A 25,449-nucleotide genomic window follows, 5' to 3' on the forward strand; every position below is an offset into this window, starting at 1 on the left:
TTTCCCCGGACAGGACCACCTTTGCCGCCGAGACCTTGAACTGCCTGTCGTATCGCTTTCTTCTTTGGGTCATCTTGAACACCTTTCGCTCTTAACTAGGTGTCCAATTCATCATACCCACTCCAGACAAACATTTCAGCCGAAAACTAACGTCTCAATCTGTAACATCTGGGGACTGTTTTGCCTGCTAGATGTTACAGATCGAGACAAACCATTCGAGGGTAACCCGAACATCTCAATCTGTAACAGTAAGACCGATATTTGGGTCCTAGTTGTTACAGATCGAGACAATCTCGGAGCAGATGCCCCGGCTATACAACGTAAAACGCCGGGGCGCCCGCGAGATGGGCACCCCGGCGCATGCTGAGCAGGGTTTGCGAAGCAGTGGGAGGGAGGAGAAGCCGTCCTCCCGAAATCCCTACTCCTGACGACGTTTCTTGTCGGTTAGGAAGACGCCGGCGGCTACGAGCACGACACCTCCGATGACAAACGTCTCACCGGCGAGCGCAGCATTGTCGCCTGTGGTGGGAAGTGCCGAGTTGGCGGCCGTCTTGGCGTTGCCGGCAGACGGCTTTCCAGTAACCGGCTTAGCGGCAGCCTGCGTGATCTTGGCCTGCTCGGCCTTCGCCGCCTCTTGCTCCTGGCGGGCGATCTCGTCCTTCAGGGCTTGCTCGGCGGCTACGCGTTTTGCCTTCGCCTCGTTGTAGGCATTGAGCGCCGCGGTGTAGGCGGGCGTCGCAGCATCAAGGTCTGCCTGAGCGGCATCAAGTGCGGCCTTTGCGTTATGTTCTGCCTGCTTGGCGGCGACGCACTTGGCAAAGAGGGCATTGAGCGTATCGTTCGCGTTTGCGTCAGAGCCAGTAGCAATGCCGTTTTCGACGTTGATGGACTTTAGCTTTCCGAGAGTAGCGACAGCGGCGTCCGATGCGGCCTGAGAATTCTCGACCGCCTGCTCGGCGTTCGCGATGGCATCATTTGCCGCACCAAGGGCGACTCCGGCCTCGGTAACTGCTACGTCGGCCTCCTTCTTGGCCGCCTCGGCGGTGGCAAGATTATCGGCTGCGTTACTCAGGGCGTCGGCATGGGCCTTCTTCGAGGCAAGGTCGTTTTCCGCCGTGGTCAGATTGCTCGCGGCGCGCTCCGCGGTCGCCGCCTTGGCCTCGGCGTTGTCCTTCGCGGTGTCGAGGGCCTGCTTCTTGGCAGCCTCGTCGAGCTTCGCCTTTGCGAGAACGCTCCGGGCAGACGTTTGGGCTGCCGTGGCTTCATCAAGCGCCTGATGGGCCTCGTCGGCTTTCTCCTGAGCCGCAGCAACATCGGCTGAATACCTGGCAAGTTCCTTCTTTGCATCTTGCAGAGTCTGCTGCTTTACGAGAGTCTCTGCCTTGGCGTCATCAACCTTCTTCTGACTCTGAGCGGCTTGCTCTTGCGATGCCTTAAGCTCGGCGCGCTTCTGGTTGACGACCTGCTCTGCGGTCGCCACGTTGCTTTGGGCGGCTTTGACCTGGTCTTCGGCTTCGGCAACTTTTCCGTTTGCCTTGGCGAGATTCTGCTTTGCTAGGGCAACAGCGGCGGCGGCACTTGCTACGCTGTCGTTCTTGGCGGCAAGGTCGCTATTCGCGGCAACAATGCCTTCCTGCTTTTGAGCGACGAGGGTTTCAGCTGCCTTTACGGCATCGGCTTTCGATGCCGCTGTGCTGCGCTTTTGCTCAAGGTCCGTCTTTGCGGCGGCGAGCTTTTCGCTGGCTTTGGAGAGGCTCAGCTGATACTGATCAAAGAGATTCTCGAGTTCATCGATCGAGTATTCTTTCTCGTACGAACCGTAATTGTTGTCGATCTCCAAGACGAACACATACGGCCAAAGGGTTCCGCGCGAGTTGATGCCGTATCCCATGGTTTTGGCGTCAGGCTGTACGATATTCAAATAGTGGCCGACTTTGCCAAAACCCACGCCTTGGGCTCCGAATTCGGTACCGTGACTCCAGAAAGTCTTCCAAGCATCTTTGGGGGCAACGTTGCCAAGGCCGGCTTTCGCTGCAGTATCGTCAAATATTTTCTTTTCGCCATCAACCCATTGGTGCGCGATGTTTTCTTTCGTGCTGAAGTTCCAAGCGGCATTTTCAAATCCGGCATAGTCTGAGTGCCCCTTCGTTGCGTCGGAGTAATTGGAATCAGACTGAGCGATTGCCATTTGCTCTGCCGTCACCTTAAGCTCGCTAAGGCCGACGCTTTTGCGATATTCATTAATTTCGCGCAGCTTGCCAAACGAAAGCTTGGCGTTGTCGAGTGACGTGCCGTCTTTTTTATCACCAATGGTCGTCGGGTTTTTATCGCTCTGCCTATAGATGATGTTTGCAGCGTCGTTGGCACCGATGAACTGGTAGAAGCCGATGACGCTCTGCGCCTCCGCTGTCGTTGCCTTATCGGTTGCTGCCTTGCACGTATCGTATGCTTTCTGTGCATCGACAACGGCTTGATCGGCGGCCGCCTGGTTTGCCTTGGCAGTTTCGAGCGCCTTGTCTGCCTGCTCCTTCTCGGCTTTTGCCTGGTCGACTTGTTTCTGAGCGGCCTTTGCCTTCTCCAGTTCGGCAGCATGTGCCTGCTTTGCCGAGGTCAACTCCGATTGCGCCGCATCGGCTTTCGTCTGGGCTGCCGTTACATCTTTTTCGGCTGCTGCGACTGTCTGCTTCTTGGCTTCGAGCTCGCTTTCGGCGCCGGTGAGGGCGTCCTGCTTGGATTCAACGTCGCTATTTGCCTGAGAAAGGCCTGCTTCGGCAGTCGCCTGCTGCTGTTTCGCTTGGTTGAGTGCGCTTTGGGTAGCATCGACCTTTGCCTGGGCGGCGTCATACTCCGGGCCCTCGGCGCCTGTCTTTGCGGCCGCCAAATCGGCTTGTGCGCTGTCGTATGCCGCCTGTGCCTCAGCCGCCTTGCCATCTGCGGCGGTCTTTGCCTGCTGGGCGGAAGCCAGCGTGCCTGCCGCTTCGTCGTAAGCGCTCTGAGCGGCGCTCTGAGCCTGCTGGGCATCGGCGAGCGCGGAATCGGCAGTGGCCTTCGCAGCCTTTGCTTGGTCCAGAGCGGCCTGCGCATCTGCGGCAGCCTGCTCGGCGACCTTGATTTCCTCCGGCGTTGCGTTGGCGGCTGCCTTCTGGGCTGCCTCGAGCTTGGCCTGCGCGTCGGCTGCCGTCAGCTTTGCGGCATCAAGGACCTTCGACTTGTCCTCGGCGTCGGTCTTGGCTGCATCGAGCTTTCCTCGGGCATCCTTCAGCGTGGCACTGGCGCTGTCGGCCGCCTTGACGCTTTCATCGAGCTGGCGAGCATATTCGGCGCGCGCGGCGGCCTCTGCCTGCGAATTATCGGAGACGGAGGCGTCATAGGTGCTTTGTGCGTTGTCGCGGGCCGCCTGCTTTTCGGTATAGGGGGCAGCCACCGTGTCGTAGTCGGATTTGGCGTCTGCCTCGGCAGCCTTTGCGGCGTCGATCGCAGCCTGCAAGTCGGCAATCTTCTGGGCGTTTGCCTTTACTGCGGAGCCTGCTGCCTCGCCGGCGTGGACGGCGAGCGGGGACATGATCGCGTCCTGTGCCGTGGTGTCGCTCGCATCGTTGGCAAATGCCGAGAACGGCGCGAGCAGCGACGAGCCAGTCATAGCGACGGTGGTTGCCGCGGTGACGGCGAGTCGTGTTGCCTTGTGGCCCGAGAATGTGGGGCGAGGCTCGTCGCCGCCTGAGACTTCCAAGTGTTTAGGTGCGTACTTTGCCATTTCTTCTCCCAATCGTTGAAGGGGTACCTATGACAATTCGTACGTTACGACCGCCGAAAGGGCTTCTGTTGCGCAACATTGGCAAGGAAACATCGACACATTTGAGTCACATTTATGAGGTGGAGTTCTCGGCAAGCTAATGTCTCAATCTGTAACATCTAGCACCAAATATGACCTCTAACTGTTACAGATTGGGACAGACTGCCCGGGGTCAATTCAAATTTCTTGATCTGTAACATCTAGAGAGGTTTTTGACCCCTTACTGTTACAGATTGAGATGTTGTCTCGCGGGGTTGGGATTTGTCTCGTTCTGTAACATCTAGACCCGTATCTGCCGAGCTAGTGTTACAGATCAAGACAATTGCCGGGGTGGGGTCCCGTCACGGCAAGACTCCCGCTCCCTAGATGCAGAATCCGGGGATCACACAGGTTCGCTTGTTTGGCTTTTCCGCAGGCGTGGCGTACGTAAAGACGTCGCCGTCGTGTCCCACGCGATTCATATAGAGTGTGCCTTCGCTCTCCGATGTGTCGGGGCTCACCGTGCGCTCCCACCAACAGGTGTCCTTGCCCTTCCACTGGCGAACCAACATCTCGTTCGTGGTATACGGACTTACCTTGAGCTCGCGGAAGAGTTGGTACTCCTTGCCCTCGCTGTTATAGATGTCGGCCAGGTAGTGAAAGCCCTTGGCAAACGAATCGGGCGGTTGCGTACCGCACAGCTCGACCATGGCGGGCAGCCAAAGGGTTGCGGGCAACTCGCTCAGACACGATGCGCTTCTGGCGGCGCCAACGTTATTCGAGATCTTTTTGACAGATTTGATGAGTGCGCGCAACTCGTTGGGCAGCAGCTTAAGGCCGTCGCCGTCGAGCCATTCCCGCAGCTCGCAATCTGCCCAGCCGGCGCTCGGCGGTTCAGCCGCAGCGTTGCGCTCGGCAATACCCGCGTCGAACATAAACGTCAGTCCGGCCTTGCCCGTCCCGTCCAGAAGCTCGTCGTGACGGATGCCCACAAGCTGCGCGCCGACGTGCAGCCCGTTGGTGAGCCTCACGCGCTTGGTGCACGGATAGGGGATGTGCCCATCGGCATCGAGCAGATGGTAGCGCTTTGCAATCTCGCGTGCCTCGCTACGGGTCTCGGCGGCCTTAATCTTGAGCGAAATCTCCTGCAGCTGATCCCAGGTGTAGTCATCAAGTGAACCGCGGATGCCGTCCAGGTAGTCGGGGATGCCAAAGCCATGGGTTGCCGCCCCAATGACGCTGAGCCCCGCAACGGCTGCGACAACGCCACCGATAATAAAGCGGCGGCGGGTCATGGCATCGTGCCGGGCCTGCTCTAGAATCTCTCGCGCTCGCTCGCCGGCGACGTCGACCTTAAGGTGTGTACCGGAGTCGATGTCGATTACGGCGTCACTGCCCGCGCCTTCGCGGCCCTCGGATTCGGCATCGGTGAGGTATGCCGAGAGCACCTCGAGCATCTGCTGCTCGGTGGGACGATCGCACTGCTCGACTGAGAGACCCTTCATGATGATCTGGACGAGCGCTTCATCGCCCTCGCAGCGCGGCTCGAGCGGTGCCGGCTTGGTCTTGGTCTTTACGAGATAGAACGAGCCGGTTGCAGCGGCGTCCGTCGACTCAAAGTCAAACGGTTTTCGACCGCTGTAGAGCTGGTACAGAATGCTCGAAAGCGCATAGACGTCGATTGCCGGCGAACGGCGAAGGGCCGCGATGCCTTCGATATCCTGCGTGAGCATCTCGGGCGCGGCGTATGCGGGCGTGGCAAAGCGCCAGATGTCGGCGCGCCGGGTGATCGTGTCGTCGCCGAGAGCCATGGTCGCGGAGCCCATGTCGATGAGGCAGGGGTCAAAGGAACAATCAGCAATCTGCTGCTCGAGCGTTCGGCTGGTGGTGCGGAACATGATATTGGCAGGCGACAGGTCGCGATGGATGACCGGATTCACGAGGCCTTGGGTCATCAAGAGCGCACGAAGCACGGCGTTTCCGACGGCGGCGACCATCTGGGTGGTCAGCCCGCCCGAGGCGTCGTGCGGAAGCAGGGGCAGCGCCTGCTTGAGCGAGGTGCCCTCGACCCACTCCATGAGGATGAGCGGGTTATCCTCGCACGATCCGTAGCCATAGACGCGCGGAAATCCGCGCAGGTGCGAGACGGTATACAGATGACGGTACTCCTCGAATAGCGCGGCGGTGTTGGCCAAGTGAGCGGCCGATTGCTCGGCGGAGCGGTCGGGGGCTTGGCCGGAAAGGATGGCGTTGTCCTTGAGTAGCTTGACGGCAAAGACCTCGCCGCTCGCGTTGGTCGCGCGCAGCACGTACCCGATGTTGCCGTTGTTGCGGTGGGCCGTCTGGAGAATAAGCGTCATAAACCGACGCTTGGCGTCGTCCTCGGCACTGGGGTCGACCGCCACGGCGGTGTCGAACGTGTCAAGACGGATGAGTTTGTCGCCATAGGCACTATCGGTAGTATCCATGGCGTTCCTTTGTCTGGCATGGGTTGCCGCACGTTTACGCGAGCAGTGCGGATATCGGTAAAGTACCATGATAGCCGCACTGCCCACGTATACCGCTGAGCATTGTCGTTTACGACGCAGAAGGTAGAAGACGAAAGACGGACGGCGACCGTCTTTCGATCGCCGTCCGCGCTAGTCCACAATGACAAGGAATGTCGTGTAGAGACCCAGATGGAGCCTGTCACTGTTTTCGATTTCCACCGGGGGATAGACTTTGCCGGGCTCTCGTTGGTCGCGGGGCGGCTCGATTACGATATCGCCGTCGCCTGCACCCGATTCGAGCACCGTGCCGTTGGTCGATCCAAGGCCCTGGGCGTACCAGTGCTCACCCTCAAGCCAAATGCGAAGATGTTCGCGCGATGCGTCGGCGCCCACATCGGTGATGCTGGGCGAGGTTTTGGGCAAAGAACCAATCACGGTGCCGCGCGGATCGCGTGTGAGGGGATGGATTTGCATGTCGACGCAGTTGTCGGCATGCGTCCTGAGCAGACCGAGGTTGGGGGCGACGGCGCGCGGCTGCTCCAAGCTGCCCATAAAGCTACGTCCGACGGTAGTTTCGGTGGTGCCAAAGTGCCCACCCGTCTTGCTGTCGCAAAAGCGCTCGACGGTGGCCACGCCCTGAACGGGATCGGCGAGCGCCCCCGTTGCCACAAAGAGCATAAGGTAAAGCGTGCTTTTCTCGCGCACGGCATTGCCGTCAAAGTTGTCGATGCGATTGAGGGCATTTGCATATAGGCGGCTGTCCAGCTTGTAGCTGGTGAGAGCCGACATCATTTCGTTGGCGGCCGGACCGCGATAGTGCTCGGCGATTGCCCGATAGGCGGACTCGCCGCCGCCGAGCTTGCTGCAGATTGCCGAGGAAAGGTTGAGCGTGGTGACGGTAAAGTCGCTGTAGATGGAGGGCGCGCACTGGTCAGGCTTGCGATGGACGATGTAACGGGTGAGATACGAGCGGTTGGAAGAGCACTTCTCGAGCAGGGTACTGCCGAGATAAGAGTTTCCATTGATAAGCATTCGGGCGATCTCGAGATGTTTAAGACCGCCGAACGAGCGAATATCGTTATAGAGGACCGAGCAAGGCGTCTCTGCTGCCACGGATACCTCCTTTGATTGCTTCCTAGCCAATATGGCGATAGGAATTAATGGCCCCCGGTGGGCGACGTATTAAATGGCCGCGCAATATATAGCGTAACCAAAGCAACATTATAGGTCACGTGTGCGAAGTTGCAGGAAGACTGAGAGATTTGGTTTGGACTGGACGGAAATCCCCCTCTGTCTTGATCTATAACAATTAGGACCGATTTTACTCGGTAACTGTTACAGCTTGAGACGTTTGTGAGCCGTGTCGACCGTTTGTCTCGATCTGTAACACGTAGAGGAAGATTTGCCCTGTAGATGTTACAGACCGAGACAATCAGCCGGACCCGCCGCGTCCGCCTCGTCATCTGTGGTTTACGTGGGGGCATACGGAGTACGGGTATACTAACCGGCGGCGAATCTGCTCCATCGCTTAGAGCTGCTGCGTCTGGACGGCGCGTGATAGGGCTGCCAAAGCGATCGCCAGCGTGCTGAGCAACGTCCTCTCTGTGCGCACCTGTTTTTGTATGTATTAGCGCACTACCAAGCACGCCCGCGCGGCCGCATGCCGTGCCCATTGCGCGTGCAGATAAGGAACAACAACATATGCGTAATTCTGTCTCCGACGTTACGGACGCCGAGATTCTGGACGAGGCCCGCGAGGCCATGACCCAGGCTGCCTTCGATGCCGCCGATGAGGCCAATGCTGCCCAGGCCGTCGAGTCCGCTACCGAGAGCCTGCCCGCCTTTGACGAGCTGGGGCTTTCCGACGAGATGCTTCGTGCTATCGAGAACCTGGGCTACACGGCGCCGACGCCCGTGCAGGCCGGCTCCATCCCCGTGGTGCTCGAGGGCCGCGACCTGCTTGCCGCCGCTCAGACCGGCACCGGCAAGACGGCCGCCTTTTTGCTGCCGACCATGAACAATCTGGAGCACATCGCTCCTCCCAAACCCGTGCGCGAGCGCGGCGGCCGCAACCGTCGTCGCGGTGCTAAAAAGCCCGAGGGCAACGGTCGCGGCCCCGTGATGCTCGTCATCACCCCTACGCGCGAGCTTGCCCAGCAAATCGACGAGGTCGCAAGCAAAATCGCCGACGTCACCGGCCATGTCGCCGTGACCGTCGTGGGCGGCGTGAGCTACAAGCCGCAGACCGCGGCACTTAAGTACGGCTGCGACATCCTGGTCGCAACGCCGGGCCGTCTGGTCGATCTGATCGAGCAGGGCGCCTGCCACCTGGACGAGGTTAAGGTCCTGGTGCTCGACGAGGCCGACCGTATGCTCGACATGGGCTTTTTGCCCGCCGTCCGGCGCATTGTGCGCGAGACGCCGGCCGAGCGTCAGACGCTGCTGTTCTCGGCGACCCTCGACGAGGAAGCCGTGGGTGAGATCACCGACCTGGTGAGCGACCCGGCTCGCGTTGAGATCGCACCCGCCACGTCGACCGCCGACACCGTCGATCAGTTTGTGTTCCCGGTGTCCATCGAGGCTAAGAACAACCTGCTGCCCGAGTTCCTCAAAAAGGAGGGCCCGGAGCGCACCATCGTCTTTATGCGCACCAAGCACCGCGCCGACAGCTGCTGCCGTCGTCTGGAGCGCAAGGGCATCAAGGCCGCCGCGATTCACGGCAACCGCAGTCAGGCCCAGCGCGAGCGTGCCCTTTCGGCCTTCCGCGACGGTACCGTTGACGTGCTGGTGGCAACCGACGTGCTTGCCCGCGGCATCGACATTAGCGACGTGCGCTACGTCGTGAACTTTGACGTGCCGGCCGAGCCGACCGACTACATCCACCGCATTGGCCGCACGGGCCGCGCCGGCGAGCTGGGCTGGGCCATCACGTTTGTGACCGAGCAGGATGTCGATGAGTTCTACGAGATCGAGAAGCTCATGGACAAGACCGCCGACATCTACGAGGCCGGCGACCTGCACGTGGGTCCCAACCCGCCCGCCGTTGACCCCGAGCGCGATCCTGCCGCTTTTAAGGTGAAGAAGAAGACCAAGCGCGGCAAGTCCAAGAGCAAGAAGAAGCTTGAGCAGGCGCGTCGCGACGGCAAGCGCAACGGCGATGACTACGGCGATGTGGCCGGTCGTTCCAACCGCGGTCGCGACGAGCGTCGCGGCGACGGCGAGCGTCCGAGCCGTCCCAAGCGCGGCGGCAAGACCCGCGTGCGCGAGGGCGTTCAGGCTCGCGTGGACGAGGCTGTGGAGAGCGTGGCCCGCGAGGTGGCTGCCGAGGAGCGCGGCGGTGCTGACGCCGTCAAGCAGGCCCCGCGTGGCAACCGTGCCGAGCGTCGTGCCAAGCAGTTCCAGGGCGAGGCGCATCGCCGTCGCCGCGAGGACGAGGACCGCGGCGGTCGTCGCCGTGTTGAGCGCGAGGACGAGGGCCGTGGCTCGCGTGGCGGCAAGCGTGGTGCGGGCGACCGTCGTCGTTCCGGTCGCGATGACGAGCGCGGCGGCCGTGATGAGCGTCGCGGCGGCGAGGGTCGTGGTGAGCGTGCTGCCCGTGGCGGTGAGTCCCGTGGCGGCAAGCGCTTTGATGAGCGCGGTGGCCGCGGCGGCGAGCGTCGCGAGGGTGCTCGCGGCAATGGCGGCCGCGGCGGCGCTGGTCGTTCTAACGAGTCGCGCGATCGTCGTGACCCGCGTGCCAGCCGCGATCGTCGCGATGACTGGCGCAACTACGACGATACCCGCGAGGAGCGTCGTGGCGGCTATCGTGGTGGTCGTGGCGGCAACCAGGCCGGCTCCCGTGGCGGCCGTGCCGGCGGTCGCGATAACCGTGGCAGCTATGGCAACAGCCGTAGCGGCAAGCGCGGCGGCAGCTCCCGTCGCCCCGGTGACGGCGGCGGCAAGCGCAAGTAACATACGCGTCGCGCTCTAAGTCGAGGCGACCAGAGGGCTCCGGGCATGTTTTTGCTCGGAGCCCTTTTTGGTGTAAGGGGGACAGGTTCATATGCACCAACGTCTTGAAGTTGCGGTGGAATACGGACTGTTTTGGCCTTTTGAGCGGCTTTTCAGTCCCTATTTCACCGCAACTCATGATTGGTGCAAGGCGGCCTGACTCCTTTGTACCAAAAATGATCCGGTTTCCTTCGTCCCCTTCGGATCACATGACCCCTTGGGGACGGAGGAAAACGGATCAGATAGGAAAAATAGTAAGGCGTTATTTGCCCACATGGGCTATTGCTATTTGGTAACGCGTTTTATCAAATATGGCATTTATCTGCGGTAATGTTCTTTTTCACCGCTGGGGACGACGTTTCATACCGCCTGCCGAACCGTGTTGCTGCCAAACAACTTTATAGGTCAGTGTGTTGCGTGTAGCAACTTCGCTCGGCTTCGCCTTCGGGCTGCCATGTGAGAGGGGATCTTATGGCTCGACTGCATGTAATGGAACGCAGCCACGCTCAGGCCGTCATGGACGATCTGCACGATGCGCTCGGACGTCGTCTGGCGGTGAGTTCGCTCGCCCCGTGTCCCGTTGAGTTTACGGCAGCGCTCGTCAACCTGTGCTCCACCCAGAGCTGCGGCAAGTGCACGCCCTGCCGCGTGGGCCTGAGCGCTCTGAGCGACCTGCTCGCCGATGTGCTCGAAGGGCGCGCCGATGAGTCCACGCTCAACCTGATTGAGCGCACGGCCCGCACCATCTACCTTTCGAGCGACTGCGCCATTGGCTACGAAGCTGGCGCCATGGCACTCACGGCCATTCGCGGCTTCCGCGACGACTTTGAGCACCACATCCGCGAGCACTCCTGCGGCTTTGACCGCGAGGCCCGCGTCCCGTGCGTCTCGGGCTGTCCTGCGCACGTCGACATTCCCGGTTACATTTCGCTGGTCGAGGCCGGCCGCTATGCCGATGCCGTTAAGGTCATCCGCAAGAACAACCCGCTGCCGCTCGTCTGCGGCCTGGTGTGCGAGCATCCCTGCGAGATGCACTGCCGCCGCGGCATGGTCGACGATCCCATGAACATCCTCGCCCTCAAGCGGTTTGCCGTTGAGCACAGCGACCTCAACGACCACAAACCGCATGTAGTGGACAACACCGGTAAGCGCGTCGCCGTGATCGGCGGCGGCCCGGCCGGCCTTTCCTGTGCCTACTACCTGGCCGTGATGGGCCACAAGGTGACCATTTTTGAGCAGCGCCACCACCTGGGCGGCATGCTGCGCTACGGAATTCCCAGCTATCGTCTGCCGCGCGAGCGCCTGCAGGCCGAGATCGACTGGATTTTGAGCGCCGGCATCGACGTGGAACTCGACCATTCCGTGAACGGCGAGGAGCTCGCCCGTCTGCGCGACGAGTTCGATGCCGCCTACCTGGCCATCGGTGCCCACAGCGACAAGAAGCTCGGCCTTCCGGGCGAAGAAGCGCCCGGCGTGGAATCGGCCGTCAAGATGCTGCGCGCCATCGGCGATGACGAGCTGCCCAACCTGAGCGGCCAGCGCGTGTGCGTCATCGGCGGCGGCAACGTTGCCATGGACGTGGCACGCTCTGCCGTGCGCTGCGGTGCCGAAAAGGTAAGCATCGTCTACCGCCGTCGCATCTGCGATATGACGGCCCAGGATGCCGAGATCGCCGGTGCCCAGGCCGAGGGCTGCGAGGTGCTGGAGCTGACGGCCCCGCTCGCCATCGAGACGGGCGAGGACGGTCGCGTGAACGGCCTGCGCGTGCAGCCGCAGATTATCGGTGAGCCCCGCCGCGGTCGTCCGGCTCCGCGTGCCGCCGCCACGCCCGAGCGCGTCATCCCCTGCGAGCACGTGTTCGTCGCCATCGGCCAAGACATCGATTCCAAGCCGTTTGAGGAGATGGGCATTGCCTGCAAGTGGGGCTGCATCGTCACCGATTCGGACGGCGCCGTGCCCAACTTCGATGGCCTCTTTAGCGGCGGCGACTGCCAGACCGGCCCCGCCACCGTCATCCGCGCTATCAATGCCGGCCGCGTGGCGTCGGCAAACATCGACCACTACCTGGGCTTCGACCACAAGATCAAGCTCGACGTGGAGCTGCCGACCGTCCAGTTTAAGGGCAAGCATGAGTGCGGCCGCTGCGAGCTGGGCGAGCGCGAAGCCGGCGAGCGTATTCACGATTGGAATCTGGTCGAGCAGGGTCTCACCGAGCAGGAGGCGCGCCAGGAGGCGAGCCGCTGCCTGCGCTGCGATCACTTTGGCTTTGGCGCGTTCCGCGGAGGGAGGAACCTGGAATGGTAGAGCCCAACAAAACCACCGTCAGCAATAACACCGAAAACGGAGCGCACAATATGGTCAAGCTCACTATCGATAATTGCGAGGTCGTGGTACCCGAGCACACCACGATCCTGGACGCGGCCAAGTCCGTCGGCATCCAGATTCCCACCCTGTGCTACCTGCGCGATCTAAACGAGATCGGCGGCTGCCGTGTGTGCGTGGTCGAGGTCGAGGGCTGCGATCAGCTGGTTGCCGCCTGCAACAACTACGTGCTCGACGGCATGGTGGTCCACACCAACAGCCCCAAGGCCCGCGAGGCGCGTCGCACCAACGTGCAGCTGCTGCTGTCCCAGCACGATTCGCAGTGCACGAGCTGCGTGCGCAGCGGCAACTGCAACCTGCAGACCATCGCCAACGACCTGGGCATTTTCTATCTGCCGTATCAAAGGCATTTGGCGGGCGAGGGCTGGGATTTCGATTTTCCCATCATCCGCGAAAACGACAAGTGCATTAAATGCATGCGCTGCATCAAGGTGTGCGAGAGCATGCAGGGCCTAGGGATCTGGGACCTGACCAACCGCGCCACACATACCGCCGTGGGTACCCGCGGACGCGCGCCGATCGGCAAGACCGATTGCGTCGCGTGCGGTCAGTGCATCACGCATTGCCCGACGGGCGCTCTGCGCGAGCGTGACGATACCGAGACCGTATTTGACGCGCTCGCCGATCCCGACAAGATCGTGCTGGTGCAGATTGCGCCGGCCGTGCGTAGCGCCTGGGGCGAGGAGCTCGGTATTCCGCGCGAGGAGGCTACCGTTGAGCGCCTGGCTTGCGCACTGCGCCGCGTGGGCTTTGAGTACGTGTTCGATACCGATTTCTCGGCCGACCTCACCATTATGGAGGAGGGCTCCGAGCTGCTCGAGCGCCTGGGCGCCGCCGTCAAGGGTGAGGGCGATAGCCGCGGCTGGCCCATGTTTACGAGCTGCTGCCCGGGCTGGGTGCGCTTTGTGAAGGCGCGCTATCCGGAGTTTGTCGACAGCCTGTCCACGTCCAAGTCGCCGCAGCAGATGTTCGGCGCTATTGCCAAGACCTACTACGCCAAGGTGCTGGGCGTGGAGCCCGAGCGCCTGTTTGTGGTGTCCGTGATGCCGTGCACGGCCAAGAAGGCCGAGTGTGCGCTGCCGAGCATGGTGGGCGCGGGCGGCGCGCCCGACGTAGACGTTGCGCTGACGGTGCGCGAGATGGTGCGCGTGATCCGCGCGAGTCACGTGAGCGTGGACACGCTGGTCGAGGAGCCGCTCGATACGCCGCTGGGCTTTGGCACGGGCGCGGGCGTGATCTTTGGCGCCACGGGCGGCGTGATGGAGGCCGCCGTGCGCTCGACCTATTACCTGGTGACGGACAAGAACCCCGATGCGGACTTCTTTACCGACGCGCGTGGCCTGGATGGCTGGAAGGAAGCCGTTGCCGATATCGATGGCACCAAGGTGCGCGTCGCCGTGGCGCACGGGCTGGGCAACGCCGCCCGCCTGCTCGACGCGATTCGCGACGGTCGTGTGAGCTATGACTTCGTCGAGGTTATGGCATGCCCGGGCGGCTGCGTCGGTGGCGGCGGTCAGCCCATCCACGACGGCTGCGAGCTGGCAGCCGAGCGCGGCCAGGTGCTGTGGGGCCTGGATGCGAACGCCGAGATTCGCTTCTCGCACGAGAATCCCGATGTCCAGGCGTGCTACCGCGAGTTCTTAGGCGAGCCGCTCTCGCCACTGGCCGAGGAGCTGCTGCATACCGACCATCACGCATGGACGATGCCTAACGAGGGGACGTGCTAGCGATGCGCGCGTTTGATGTTGAGATGTCGCGCCGGGGGTTTGCCTCGGCGTTCGCCGCGGGCGCCCTGTCACTTGCGCTCGCGGGCTGTGGCGGCGGGGCTGCCGGTGCCGGGTCCGCCGCGGGCTCGGTTGCCACGGACGGCGCCGGTGCTGCCGCAGAGCCGGTCGAGGTGCACGTCGCCTCGCTCAAGGGTCCGACGTCGATCGGTCTGGTGCAGTTTATGGACCAGGCAGCCGATGGCGAGACGGACAATGAGTTCGACTTTGCGATCAACACTGCCGCCGACGAGATTGTGCCCAAGGTCATTCAGGGCGATATCGATATCGCCCTGGTGCCCGCCAACGTGGCGAGCGTGCTCTACAACAAGACCGAGGGCGCGGTGCAGGTCATCGACATCAACACGCTGGGCGTGCTGAACGTGGTGACGGGCGACGCGAGTGTGGCCTCGTTTGGCGATCTGGCGGGCCATACCGTCTATATGACGGGCAAGGGCACCACGCCGGAGTACGTCATGAACTACCTGCTGGAGCGCGCGGGCTTGGCCGGTCAGGTGGCGCTCGAGTTTAAGAGCGAGCCTACCGAGGTGCTCTCGGCTCTGCTTGCCGACCCGACTGCCGTGGGCGTGCTACCCGAGCCGTTCAAGACGGCGGCCATCGCCAAGAGCGAGGGCAAGCTGTCGGCACCGGTGAGCCTGACCGATGTGTGGGACGAGCTGGCAGGAGACACGGGCTCGCGCTTGCTGACGGGTGTGACCGTGGTGCGCCGTGCCTTTGCCGAGGAGCATCCCGAGGCCGTGGCGGAATTCCTGAGCTGCCATGTTGCGAGCGTTGAGGCCGTGAACGCGGCGCCGGCGGACTGGGCGCAGGCCGTGGTCGATGCGGGCATCGTGGATAACGCCACGATTGCCGAAAAGGCGATTCCCGGGTGCATGCTTGTCTGCCAGACAGGGAAGGATATGAAGGCCGCGCTCGGTGGGTACCTGAAGGTGCTGGCCGATGCGGACGCGAGCGCCGTGGGCAGCAAGCTCCCGGCTGATGATTTCTACTACATGGAGTAACCCGTGCGTGCGTTTGCTCGACAAATGATAGAGCGTATGAAGGCGGTGGCGGCAGCAGGTGCCGTTGCCGCCTTTTGGCTTGCCGTGTGGGTCTTCGTGGCGGCGCTGGTGGCACAGCCGCTGATTTTGCCGGGTCCGGGTGCTGTTGTGGTGGCGTTGCTGCGGCTGGTATGCGATGCCGGCACGTGGGCGATTCTGGCGGGCTCGGGTGCGCGGATTCTAGGCGGTTTGGCGCTTGCCGCGGTGTGCGGTGGTTTGCTGGCCGGAATTTCGTCGCGCTCGCGGGCGTTTGCCCGCTTGGTGGCTCCGGCGCTTTCGTTTGTTAAGGCGACGCCGGTTGCCTGCGTGGTGGTCCTGCTGCTCATTTGGCTGGGGTCGGCGCGCGTAAGCATTGCGGCGGTCTTTTTGATGGCGCTGCCGGGAGTGTATTTTTCGCTGGTCGAGGGCTTGGCACAGGTTGATCAGCCGCTGGAGCAGATGTTTCGTCTGCATGGCGTGCAGGGTTGGCGTCTGTTTTGCGCCCATACCTGGCGCGAGGTCCTGCCGTTTGTGCTTTCGTGTGCGCGTGCCGTGATCGGCATGAGCTGGAAGGCCGGCGTGGCGGCGGAGCTCATCGGCATGGCGACGGGCACCGTGGGCGAACGCATCTATCAGGCGAAGCTTTTGATCGAGACGGCGGACCTGCTGGCGTGGACCGTGCTGGTCGTGGCGGCATCGTGGGCATGCGAGCGCGTGCTGGTGTGGTTGCTGCGGGCTTCGGGGCCCGTGGCGTGGCGTACTGCCGTGCGGGCGCATGGGCGCGGTGGCCGCGGGCGTGCGTGCGGCTCTGCTGGCGGCGGGGCTGCTGCGGAGCTTGCGCTCGCCGTGGGCGACCGGGCGCCCTGGTCGCCGGCGCTCGACGGACTGGTGCTTCATGTGCCCGCCGGTGGACGCACCTGTGTGATGGGCGCTTCGGGCGTGGGCAAGTCGACGTTGCTTGCGCTGGTGGCGGGGGAGTGCGCACCGTGCTCCATGGTGTTTCAGGATGTGCGCCTGGTCGAGGACGCCTCTGCTTTGGATAACGTGCTAGTGTGCGCCGATGCGCGCGTGAATACCTCGAGTGCCGCTGCCTTGTTGCGCCTGCTGGTACCGGGGATCGATGTGCATGCCCGCGTGGCCGAGCTCTCGGGCGGGCAGCGCCGTCGTGTCGAGATTGCCCGAGCCCTGCTGTGTCCGGGCGGCGCAGTGATTCTGGACGAGCCCTTTACCGGTCTAGACATCGCTGCGCGCGACGCATGCACCGAGGTCGTGCTCGACTTGCTCGACGGCCGTATGCTGTTGCTTGCCACGCACGATTCCGCTGACGCTCGGGCCCTCAATATCTCGGACATCATCACGCTCTAAAGACTTACCCAGCAACAAATTGATCCGTTTTTTCTCCGTCCCCATGGGGTCGGGTATGGTATTCTATCTACGGGGTAATACTTAGGAATACCAAGTAATACCAACGCCGTAGAACAAACTCCAGATGCGGGCCAATCGGGTTGCCTTCACAGCCCGTCGCCCAGCCGCGTGGCCCGCATCCATCCGCACCACCGTCGTTTCAAGAAGGAAGCGCCATGGCAGAACACATGACCCCGGTTGTCGCGAAGGTTTTGCCCGAGGAAAAGGCGGCCTTCGCGGCGGCAACCCAGCTCGTGGGCACCACGCCGTCCAACGCCATCCGCATGTTCATCGCCGCTTTCAATCGCTGTGGCACCTTCCCGTTCGACATTTCGCCCAACGGGGCCTTTGGCGCTGCGCCCGATTCTCATCAACAATGACTGTTCCAAACTGCCGGCACTTGGGGACGTTCTTTTTCTGCCGGCAGTTAAGGAACGTCCCTAAGTGCCGGGTTTTGAGGAGGTTGGCATGCTCAATGCGATGGCGTGGGCGCTTGCCTGTTTTGGCGTTGTCGCTGCCGATATAGCCCTGAGCGTGGTTCTGTTTTCAGTTCTCGATGCCGTGTCGGTGCTGACGGGCTATCCGATCGACAATCTCGATATCCAATGGTTCCAGGCTGCCGCTCAGACGGCGTCATTTTTGATGGCGCTGCTGTGGTGGCGTTATCTGTGGCCCCGCTCCTTCATGGCGCGCCGGCAAGGCGAGCGCCCGCTCGGTGGGGGAGCAAGCGCGGCATGGAAGCGCATTGTCTGCGTTGTCGTGATCGGCCTATCCATGCAGGTGGTCATTAGCTACCTATGCGACGGCGTGCTGTCGCTGCTGCCCGAGGTCGCGGCAGACTATAGCGAGCTCGTCGAGGAAACGGGCATGGGCGATACCAGCCTTCTTGCCGTCCTGACCACGGTGCTCGGCGCGCCGTTTTGCGAGGAACTGCTGGTGCGCGGCATCATCTTTGAGTTTTCGCTGCGTGCGTTTAATCCACAGTGCCGTTCGCTCTGGAAGCGCCGGCGCCGCGCGAACGCGCAGGACGGCGCCATAGTGCCCTGGGCGGCCCCGAGTACCTGGGGCGTCGCCGCGGCAATCGTACTGCAGGCGGCGGTCTTCGGCTTTATGCACATGAACTGGGTGCAGGGCTGCTATGCGGGCGCCGCCGCCCTCATTTTTGGTTGGGTGCTCGTGACCACCGGAAAGCTCCGCTACACGATCCTGCTGCACTTTGCCTTTAATGCCGGGTCGTATCTCATGACGATGCTCTGGTTTGTGAACACGCCGCTCGACGTGGCGGTCACGGTTGCCATCGCCGGCATCATCCTCGTGGAGGCGATGCGCTCACTGCGCCACGCATGCGAGACGGACATAGCGACGGCACCGCTGCCTTAGTTGCGCCTGCCGCCTCCGTTGGCGCCCTGCCGTCCCTGGGCCGCGCGGTTGCGGCCGGCAGTGTTCTGCGCGCGCGACATGCCGCCGTGACCCTTGCTGCCCTTAGGCTCCTTGCCGGCGCCGCCAGCGCCACCGTGGGCCTTGCCGCCCTTATTGCCGGCGCCATGTCCGCCGCCAGCAGACGTCTCGCCCGGTCGCGGCGGCACGGGACGGATCAGGCAATGCTTGGTGTAGCCGATCAGATCGCGGCGGCCGGCCTTCTCCAGCGCCTCACGTACCAGCTTGTAGTTCTCGGGCTTGCGATACTGGATGAGCGCGCGTTGCATAGCCTTCTCGTGCGGGTCGCGCGCCACGTAGATCGGCTCCATGGTGCGCGGGTCCACGCCGGTGTAGTACATGCAGGTCGACATGGTGGACGGCGTAGGGTAGAAGTCCTGCACCTGCTCGGGCATGTAGCCCATGTCGCGCACGGCCTCGGCAAGGTCCACGGCTTCCTTCATCGTCGAGCCGGGGTGGCTCGAGATCAGATACGGCACCACGTACTGCTTGAGTCCGTACTCGCGGTTCAGGCGCTCAAATTTGCGACAGAACGCATCGTAGACGGCGCGGCTCGGCTTGCCCATCACGGAGAGCACCGCGTCGCTCACATGCTCGGGCGCCACGCGTAGCTGGCCCGAGACATGGTGCTCCAGCAGCTCGCGCAAAAACTCGTCCGAGGCATCGGCCATAGTGTAGTCAAAACGGATGCCGCTGCGGACGAAGACCTTCTTGACGCCCGGCAGCTGGCGTAGGTCGCGCAGCAGCTGCGTGTAGCCGCTCTCGTCGACCACCATGTTCTTGCACACGCTCGGCCATAGGCAGCGCTTGTTCTTGCACACGCCGTGCTTGAGCTGCTTGTCGCAGGCGGGACGGCTAAAGTTGGCCGTCGGTCCGCCTACGTCGTTGATGTAGCCCTTAAACTCGGGATCGCGTGTGAGCAGCTCGGCCTCGCGCATGATCGAGTCGTGGCTGCGCATCTGCAACACGCGGCCCTGGTGGAAGGTGAGGGCGCAAAACGAACACTCGCCAAAACAACCGCGGTTGGAGCTAATGGAAAACTTGATCTCGGCAAAGGCTGGCACGCCGCCTGCCGCGTCGTAGTCGGGATGCCAGTCGCGTGCGTAGGGGAGTTCGGCCACCTCGTCCATCTCGTCGGTGGTGAGCGTGGCCGACGGTGGGTTCTGCACCACATAGACGCTGTTGGGGTAGGGCTCTACCAGACGATGCCCGGTGATGGGGTCCATGTTCTGCTGCTGTACGTTAAAGCTGCGCGCGTAATTGAGCTTGTCGGCGGCAAGGTCGTCCCAGCTGGGCAGCAAGTCGTAGTCGTAGACCTCGTCGAGCGAGCTGGTGCGGTAGACGGTGCCGTTGATATAGGTGATCTGATCGACGGGCAGCCCCGCGTCGAGCGCGTCGGCGATCTCGACAATCGCGTGCTCGCCCATGCCGTAGATGAGGATGTCGGCGCCCGAGTCGAGCAGCACCGAGCGCTTGAGCTTATCCTGCCAGTAGTCGTAGTGGGCCAGTCGGCGCAGGCTTGCCTCGATGCCGCCGATGATGATGGGGGCGTCCTTGAACGTCTGACGGATGAGATTGCCGTAGACCGTGACGGCACGGTTGGGGCGGTGACCTTCCTCGCCGCCGGGGGTATAGGCGTCGGTGTGGCGGCGGTGCTTGGTCACCGAATAGTGGTTGACCATGGAGTCCATGTTGCCGGCACTGACGAGAAACCCCAGGCGCGGCTCGCCGAGCGCAGTGATGCTGGCGGGGTCGGTCCAGTCGGGCTGGCAGATGATGCCCACTTTGTAACCGTGCGCGTCGAGTACGCGGCTGATGATAGCCATGCCAAAGCTCGGATGGTCCACGTAGGCATCACCGCAGATATAGACGAAGTCGCACTGGTCCCAGCCGCGCGCATCCATGTCGGCGCGGCTGACGGGGAGGAACTTATCGCGGCCTGGACGCCAAGGACGGACGGGCGTCGCTTGGGAATGCTTGGTGCGGGCGACCGTGGCCTGCGCCTTGCCGCCGCGCTTTTGCTGCTGGCCCTGTTTGCCCTGCTGTCCGCGTTGGCTGTTCTGAGCGTGCTGAGGCTTTTTTGCCACGATCCCTCCCGGTGTCTGTATGCTGCACGTAATTGTAACCAGTCTTTTTGGGACGGCGCTAAAAAGACTGGTGGAGTACATGAGCTGGTGAGTGAGAGCGTCGCTGAGCCAGTCGTTTGTTTCCAGACTGTGTATCTGCGCGTTGGAGAACCCGTCTCGCGCGCACGCCATGTTGTCAATGGGTTACAGTATGAACGGCGGTTATGTTTCCGCCAACGCACGAGAGGGTCGTCAACAAGGAGGATGCACGGCGATGCAGCGTGCCAAACAGATATCGGAGTCTATTGAGCTGGGCATCATCTTGGCGCTTGCCGGTGGCTTTATGGACGTTTATTCGTACATTGGGCGCGACCATGTTTTCGCCAACGCGCAGACGGGCAACATCCTGCTCGTGGGCGTGAGCATCTCGGAGGGCAATTGGGCACTTGCGGGGCGCTACTTCTTCCCTGTGGTTTCGTTTGCTGTGGGCATTATGCTTGCCGACCTGGTACACGAGCGTTTTGGCAGCGTGATCCACTGGCGTCAGGTGACGGTGTTTTTTGAAGCCGTTATCTTGTTGGGAGTGAGCTTTATCCCGGGCGGCAATTTCAACCTGCTCGCCAACTGCCTCACCTCGTTTGCCTGCGGCATGCAGGTCGAGAGCTTCCGCAAGATTCACGGTCACGGCATCGCTACGACCATGTGCATCGGCAACTTGCGCAACGCGCTGCAAAACGTGGACGATTACATCATCACCCACAGGCGCGGCTTTTTGGAAAACGGCCTGCTGTACTTTGGCGTGATCTTTACCTTTGTGTTTGGCGCCGTGTTGGGCAACTGGTGCATTGAGCGCATGGGCCTGCATGCCATCGTCGTGGCGAGCTTGCTGCTGTTTGTCGCGTTTGCCATCATGTTTATCGACCGCGAGCGCGACTTGCGCTTACGCTGGAAGGTTGCGGCCGAGGCTTGGAAAGAGGGCTGCCGAAAGTAACCGAATGCGGCAAAGGGGCTGTCCCTTCGCCGCATTTTTTTCATCATCTGTTGAAACGCTTTAAATAGTTTGACGTTCTCACGCGTTTTTTGTTTCAAAAGCGTTAGGATGGGACTCATAGCGTGGGGCGTAATGGGTGCCCCGCACACGATGGGAGGCTATCAATGGCTAATCGTTTCGTTCTCAATACCATCTCTTATCATGGTTCCGGCGCCATTAAGGAGATCCCCGGCGAGCTCCAGCGTCGCGGCTACAAGAAGATCTTCGTCTGCTCCGACCCCGATCTGGTCAAGTTTGGCGTTACCGCCAAGGTGACCGACGAGCTCGACGCTGCCGGCATCGCTTGGAGCCTCTACTCCGAGATTAAGCCCAACCCCACCATCCAGAACGTCAAGGACGGCGTCGAGGCCTTCAAGGCCGCCGATGCTGACGCTATCGTGACCATCGGTGGTGGCTCCTCCATGGACACCGCCAAGGCCATCGGCATCATCATCAACAACCCCGAGTTCGCCGATGTCCGCAGCCTCGAGGGCGTTGCTCCCACTAAGAACCACGCCGTGTTCACCATCGCCGTGCCGACGACCGCCGGTACCGCCGCCGAGGTGACCATCAACTACGTCATCACCGACCCCGAGAAGGTCCGCAAGTTCGTGTGCGTCGACACCAACGACGCCCCCGAGGTCGCCGTCGTCGACCCCGACATGATGGCTTCCATGCCCGCCGGCCTGACCGCCTCCACCGGTATGGACGCTCTGACCCACGCCATCGAGGGCTACACCACCAAGGGCGCTTGGGAGCTCTCTGACATGTTCCACTTTGAGGCTATTAAGCTGATCAGCGAGAACTTGCGCGACTCCGTCGCCGAGGCCAAGTCCGGTCAGCCCGGCTCCGGCCGCGAGGGCATGGCTCTTGGCCAGTATGTCGCCGGCATGGGCTTCTCCAACGTTGGCCTGGGCATCGACCACGCCATGGCTCACACCCTGTCCGCTCACTACGACACCCCGCACGGCGTCGCCTGCGCCATGCTGCTGCCGATTGCCATGGAGTTCAACAAGCCGGTTTGCGCCGAGCGCCTGGCCAAGGTCGCCATCGCCATGGGCGTTGACACCACGGGCATGAGCACTGACGAGGCCGCCGACGCCGCCATCGCCGCCGTCAAGCAGCTTTCCGCCGACGTGAACATCCCGCACGTCTGCGAGGCCATGAAGGCTGACGAGATCGAGGTCCTGGCTAAGGACGCCATGGCCGACGCCTGCTTCCCGGGTAACCCGCGCGAGGCAACGCTCGACGACGTCATCGAGCTCTTCAAGAAGATCTGCCCGGCTGCCTAACTTGGTTCGGCGGGCCCCTGCCCGTTAGCCCCACAATCGTCCTCGGACATGTCGGAAGCCCCCGCTGCGCACTTCGTGCGGCGGGGGCTTCCTCCGTCCTGCGGAAAGATTGTGGGGCTAACGGGCAGGGGCCCGCGGCTCGTTATCGTGGCGGGCGCAGTTCTGGGGAGCTCGATGGGTCATCTCGATAGGTAAAAAGATGGTTCGCGGTGGTATTGTTGCTGTGAGTTTAATTCGATATGAAAGGGTGACTTTGGTGTCCCAGATGGATTCTACGCTCTCCTATATTACTGACCAGTTGAAGGCGCTTACCTCGATTGCTTCGCCTACCGGCTATACCCGTGCGGCGACTGATTATCTGATGGAGACCCTGCGCGATATGGGGTTTGGGCCTGAGCGTTCTAATAAGGGTAACGTGCTCGTTGAGCTTGGCGGCGAGGGCGAGCCGCTCGTACTGGCGAGCCATGTCGATACCCTAGGCGCCATGGTGCGTTCCATTAAGGACAATGGCCGCCTGCGCCCCACGACGCTCGGTGGGCATCAGTGGTCTACGGCCGATGGCGAGAACTGCACCGTCTACACGCGCGACGGCAATGTCTACACGGGCGTGGTTCTTAACACCGAGCCTTCGGCGCACGTGGCCGACGAGCCGGTCAAGACCATCGAGAAGAACATGGAGATCTTGCTCGACGAGAACGTCGACAGCAAGGACGATGTGCTCGAGCTGGGTATTCAGACCGGCGACATCATCGCTATGGATCCTCGCACGACGGTGACGGAGAGCGGCTACATTAAGAGCCGCTTCCTGGATGACAAGCTATCGGCCGCCATTTTGTTGGGCTTGGCGCGTGCCGTCGCCGCTGGCGAGGTGACGCTTTCGCGTAAGGTTTCGCTGCTCTTTACCGTGTACGAGGAGGTGGGCCACGGCGGCGCCTTCGTGCCGGCCGACACGCGTGAGATGATCAGCGTTGACATGGGCTGCGTGGGCGACGACCTAGGCTGCACCGAGCACATGGTGTCGATCTGCGCCAAGGATTCGGGCGGTCCGTACAACTACGACCTGGTGACGGCGCTGTCCAATATCGCGCGCGAGCTTGAGCTCGATTACGCTATCGACGTGTATCCGCATTACGGTTCGGACGTCGAAGCCACGCTCTCTGCCGGCTACGACATTCGCCATGGTCTGATCGGCCCCGGCGTGTATGCGAGCCACAACTACGAGCGTAGCCACATGGACGGCGTGCGCAACACCTTCGAGCTCGTCCGCGCCTACGTACAGCGCTAGCGATGCAGCGGCCTCGGCTGATACGGCAGTACCGACCGAGGCCGTCCTCTCTAAGTTGCGGTGAAATAGGGACTGTTTGGCGGTTTTAAACGCTTAAACAGTCCCTATTTCACCGCAATTTATGAAGGGGATGGGGCTACTTAAGTGCGCCGGTCACCGTGCCGCCGCCGAGGACGACGTCGCCGCGGTAGACGACGACTGCCTGGCCGGGGGCGATGGCTCGCTGGGGCTCGTTAAAAGTTAGCAGCATTTGCCTGTCTGCGCCGCGCGTAAGGGTCGCTGCCTGGTCTTTCTGACGGTAGCGGTACTTGGCGTCTACGCGAATGCCGCCGGCATCCAGCTCGGCCTCCATGCGCGCGTCCGGCGCGCTCCAGATCCACTCATCGGCCGTGAGCGCCGCGGCGGTCAGGTCCTCGGCCTCACCCAGATGCACGGTGTTGTTGACGGCGTCGACGCCTGTCACGTATACGGGATGCGCCATCGCTACGCCCAAACCCTTGCGCTGGCCGATGGTATAGCGCAGTGCGCCGTTGTGGCGCCCGACCACGCTGCCGTCGCGCCATACGATGTCGCCCGGTGCAGCGGCATGTCCGCAGCGGCGCTCGATATAGCCCGCGTAGTCACCGTCTGGAATAAAGCAAATATCCTCGCTTTCGGCCTTCTTGGCGTTGATGAAGTCCTGCTCGGCGGCAATGCGGCGCACGTCGCGCTCCTTGTCCAGGCCTGCCAGCGGAAAGATTGTGCGTGCCAGGCGCTCTTGCGTGAGCGAATACAAAAAGTAACTCTGGTCCTTTTTGGGGTCCTCGCCGCGATGCAGCTGCCAGGTGCCGTCGGGCGCCTGGCTCGTTTTGGCGTAATGTCCCGTTGCGATGTAGTCGCAGCCCATGTCCAGCGCCGCATCGAGCAACGCGCCAAACTTAATGTGGCGGTTGCAGATGATGCACGGGTTGGGCGTCAGCCCCTCCTGGTAGGCGTTCACAAAACGCTCGATAACGCTGTGGTCGAAGGTCTGCTGCAAGTCGAGCACATGGTGGGGTATCCCCAGACGCTCGGCGACGGCCTTCGCATCGGCGATGTCGCGGTCGACCTTACTCATGCCCGTGGCGGGATCGGGCGCGGGACAGGTGAGGCGCATGGTGGCACCGACACATTCGTAACCCTGACTTTTGAGCAGATACGCGGTCACGCTGGAATCGACGCCGCCGCTCATGGCGACGAGCACGCGCTTGTTGTGCATGGGGAGGTTCTCCTTGGTGGCATGTGGCCAAAAAAGAAAAGCGGCGCGGGAGGCTGGTTCCGCGCCGCAGACATTGTAGCAAGTTCGGGCGTCCTGTGGGACACCCTGTTGGGATGAGCTCAGGCTGCCAGAAGAGACCTTGATTATCAACTTCATCCGAACACCTCCCACATTCATCCGCACATGTGCGGATGAATGTGGGAACCCGATACCCTGAGGGCCGGACCGGCCGGCCCCGGGAGATCGGAGGACGGCATGTCCG

Annotated in this window: 15 protein-coding genes; 10 read left to right on the forward strand and 5 right to left on the reverse strand. The window is 62.1% G+C overall.

Features of this window, described 5'->3' with window-relative positions; translation table 11 throughout:
- Window positions 1-418: 418 nt before the first annotated feature.
- The 3 genes from AAAX77_RS09310 to AAAX77_RS09320 all read right to left on the reverse strand — a co-directional run bounded on the left by AAAX77_RS09310 (window position 419) and on the right by AAAX77_RS09320 (window position 7,374).
- Window positions 419-3,754, reverse strand: a complete 3,336-nt coding sequence (locus tag AAAX77_RS09310; RefSeq protein ID WP_349105976.1) for a CAP domain-containing protein — start codon at window positions 3,752-3,754, stop codon at window positions 419-421.
- Between the two features lie 401 nt (window positions 3,755-4,155).
- The gene (locus tag AAAX77_RS09315; protein WP_349105978.1) at window positions 4,156-6,240 is read right to left on the reverse strand and encodes a DUF6273 domain-containing protein; all 2,085 of its coding nucleotides are present in this window, start codon (window positions 6,238-6,240) and stop codon (window positions 4,156-4,158) included.
- Window positions 6,241-6,411: 171 nt separating this feature from the next.
- The gene (locus tag AAAX77_RS09320; protein ID WP_349105981.1) at window positions 6,412-7,374 is read right to left on the reverse strand and encodes an FHA domain-containing protein; all 963 of its coding nucleotides are present in this window, start codon (window positions 7,372-7,374) and stop codon (window positions 6,412-6,414) included.
- 588 nt (window positions 7,375-7,962) lie between these two features.
- Between AAAX77_RS09320 and AAAX77_RS09325 the strand changes: the two genes are divergently transcribed.
- The 7 genes from AAAX77_RS09325 to AAAX77_RS09355 all read left to right on the forward strand — a co-directional run bounded on the left by AAAX77_RS09325 (window position 7,963) and on the right by AAAX77_RS09355 (window position 18,220).
- Window positions 7,963-10,212: a DEAD/DEAH box helicase gene (locus AAAX77_RS09325; RefSeq protein WP_349105983.1), complete on the forward strand. Its 2,250-nt coding sequence runs from the start codon at window positions 7,963-7,965 to the stop codon at window positions 10,210-10,212.
- A gap of 510 nt (window positions 10,213-10,722) precedes the next feature.
- On the forward strand, window positions 10,723-12,555 hold the full coding sequence (locus tag AAAX77_RS09330; RefSeq protein ID WP_349105984.1) for an NAD(P)-binding protein: 1,833 nt from the start codon (window positions 10,723-10,725) through the stop codon (window positions 12,553-12,555).
- 50 nt (window positions 12,556-12,605) lie between these two features.
- A complete protein-coding gene (locus AAAX77_RS09335) occupies window positions 12,606-14,360 on the forward strand; it encodes a [FeFe] hydrogenase, group A (RefSeq protein ID WP_349105995.1) in 1,755 nt (584 codons plus the stop codon).
- 2 nt (window positions 14,361-14,362) lie between these two features.
- Entirely contained in the window at window positions 14,363-15,418 is a 1,056-nt protein-coding gene (locus AAAX77_RS09340; protein ID WP_349105997.1) for an ABC transporter substrate-binding protein, read from the forward strand.
- Between the two features lie 3 nt (window positions 15,419-15,421).
- Window positions 15,422-16,801, forward strand: a complete 1,380-nt coding sequence (locus AAAX77_RS09345; protein WP_147332633.1) for an ATP-binding cassette domain-containing protein — start codon at window positions 15,422-15,424, stop codon at window positions 16,799-16,801.
- 215 nt (window positions 16,802-17,016) lie between these two features.
- Window positions 17,017-17,220 carry a hypothetical protein gene (locus AAAX77_RS09350; RefSeq protein WP_055252556.1) on the forward strand — a complete coding sequence of 68 codons (204 nt, stop codon included), beginning with the start codon at window positions 17,017-17,019 and terminating at the stop codon, window positions 17,218-17,220.
- Between the two features lie 88 nt (window positions 17,221-17,308).
- A complete protein-coding gene (locus tag AAAX77_RS09355) occupies window positions 17,309-18,220 on the forward strand; it encodes a type II CAAX endopeptidase family protein (RefSeq protein WP_349105987.1) in 912 nt (303 codons plus the stop codon).
- On the opposite strand, the gene AAAX77_RS09360 is transcribed toward AAAX77_RS09355, so the two are convergent.
- On the reverse strand, window positions 18,217-20,364 hold the full coding sequence (locus tag AAAX77_RS09360) for a YgiQ family radical SAM protein (protein ID WP_349105989.1): 2,148 nt from the start codon (window positions 20,362-20,364) through the stop codon (window positions 18,217-18,219). The two genes, AAAX77_RS09355 and AAAX77_RS09360, sit on opposite strands and share 4 nt — an antisense overlap.
- A 253-nt stretch (window positions 20,365-20,617) precedes the next feature.
- On the opposite strand from AAAX77_RS09360, the gene AAAX77_RS09365 reads away from it, so the two are divergent.
- The 3 genes from AAAX77_RS09365 to AAAX77_RS09375 all read left to right on the forward strand — a co-directional run bounded on the left by AAAX77_RS09365 (window position 20,618) and on the right by AAAX77_RS09375 (window position 23,950).
- On the forward strand, window positions 20,618-21,334 hold the full coding sequence (locus tag AAAX77_RS09365) for a YoaK family protein (RefSeq protein ID WP_055310199.1): 717 nt from the start codon (window positions 20,618-20,620) through the stop codon (window positions 21,332-21,334).
- Window positions 21,335-21,498: 164 nt separating this feature from the next.
- Complete coding sequence (gene fucO, locus AAAX77_RS09370) at window positions 21,499-22,665, forward strand: lactaldehyde reductase (RefSeq protein ID WP_349105990.1); 1,167 nt, start codon at window positions 21,499-21,501, stop codon at window positions 22,663-22,665.
- 265 nt (window positions 22,666-22,930) lie between these two features.
- On the forward strand, window positions 22,931-23,950 hold the full coding sequence (locus AAAX77_RS09375; protein WP_349105999.1) for a M42 family metallopeptidase: 1,020 nt from the start codon (window positions 22,931-22,933) through the stop codon (window positions 23,948-23,950).
- Window positions 23,951-24,086: 136 nt separating this feature from the next.
- On the opposite strand, the gene mnmA is transcribed toward AAAX77_RS09375, so the two are convergent.
- A complete protein-coding gene (gene mnmA / locus AAAX77_RS09380; protein WP_349105992.1) occupies window positions 24,087-25,364 on the reverse strand; it encodes a tRNA 2-thiouridine(34) synthase MnmA in 1,278 nt (425 codons plus the stop codon).
- Between the last annotated feature and the right edge of the window lie 85 nt (window positions 25,365-25,449).

This window comes from Collinsella sp. CLA-ER-H6 (genome assembly GCF_040092305.1).
Lineage (GTDB): Bacteria > Actinomycetota > Coriobacteriia > Coriobacteriales > Coriobacteriaceae > Collinsella.